Origin of the sequence: Aureimonas ureilytica DSM 18598 = NBRC 106430 (assembly GCF_000382705.1) — a bacterium.
GTDB classification, from domain to species: Bacteria; Pseudomonadota; Alphaproteobacteria; order Rhizobiales; family Rhizobiaceae; genus Aureimonas; species Aureimonas ureilytica.
Map to the genome: position 1 here is coordinate 1 of NZ_ARQE01000043.1, position 1,204 is coordinate 1,204.

General features: G+C 66.7%; 1 protein-coding gene and 1 pseudogene. Both read left to right on the plus strand.

The window, feature by feature from the left end; all coding sequences use genetic code 11:
• Positions 1-372 (plus strand): annotated as a pseudogene (locus B146_RS29470) (sugar ABC transporter ATP-binding protein); the annotation flags it as partial.
• Between the two features lie 5 nt (positions 373-377).
• Positions 378-1,204, plus strand: an 827-nt coding sequence (locus B146_RS27445; protein WP_019999111.1) for an ABC transporter permease, incomplete at its 3' end; no start/stop codon positions are given.

A 1,204-nucleotide genomic window follows, 5' to 3' on the forward strand; every position in this document is an offset into this window, starting at 1 on the left:
CGCCCGCTCGACGTCGAACGTCCGATCGGCCAGTTCTCCGGCGGCAACCAGCAGAAGGCGATCATAGGTCGCTGGATCGCGGCAGGCGCCCGCATTCTCCTGTTCGACGAGCCGACACGTGGCATCGACGTCGGCGCCAAGGCCGAGATCTACGCCCTGATCGAGCGCCTCGCCGCCGAAGGACGCTCGGTGATCGTCGTCTCGTCCGAACTCCCCGAAATTCTGCGTGTTTCCGACCGCGTGCTCGTGATGCGCGAAGGTGCGGTCGCCGGCATCCTGGAGCGGGACGCGATCAGCGAGGAGGCGATCGTCGCCCTTGCCGTGCCGCAGTCCGCCCGTTCCTCCTCCCATTCCTCCCGTTCGGGACAGTGACGCTCATGACCTCCACCGACAGCCTTCCCGCCGCTCCCAAGCGTGGCTTCAAGCTCAGCTTTGGCCTGCGCGACGCGGGCACATTGATCGGGCTTCTCGTGATCATCGGCGTCTTCGCGGCGCTCAGCCCCAACTTCCTGACCGAACGCAACATCCTCAACATCCTTCAGCAGTCCTCGATCAATGCCTGCGTGGCGCTCGGTATGACGCTCGTGATCATCTCGGGCGGCATCGACCTGTCGGTCGGCCCCACAGCCGCCATCGCGGCCGTTGCGGCCGCCGCTCTGATGGTCGGCGGCACGCCGATCGTCTTCGCCATTCCCGCCGCGATCCTGTTCGGCATGGCGGCGGGCGCGGTGAATGGGGCGCTCGTCGCCTATGGTGGGCTTCAGCCCTTCATCGTCACGCTCGGCACGCTCTCGCTCTACCGGGCCTCGGCTTTGATCTATACGGGCGGCAACCCGATCTTCGGCATCCCGCCGGCGTTTCGGGCACTCTTCAACGGTGACATTCTGGGTGTCCCGACGCCCGTGGTCCTCGTCGCCATCTTGGCGCTGATGGTCTGGGTCGTCCTCAACAAGACCCCGCTCGGCGAATACTTCCTGGCGGTCGGCGGCAACGAGGAGGCTTCGCACATCGCCGGCGTTCCCGTGGCGATGACCAAGATCGCAGCCTATGTCATTTCCGGGGGCCTCGCCTCTATCGCCGGCCTCATTCTCGTGGGGCGCCTTGGCGCAGCGGACCCGACGCTCGGCAATCTCTGGGAACTCGACGCGATCGCGGCGGCGGCGATCGGCGGCGCCTCGCTGATGGGTGGCAAGGGGTCGGTGGT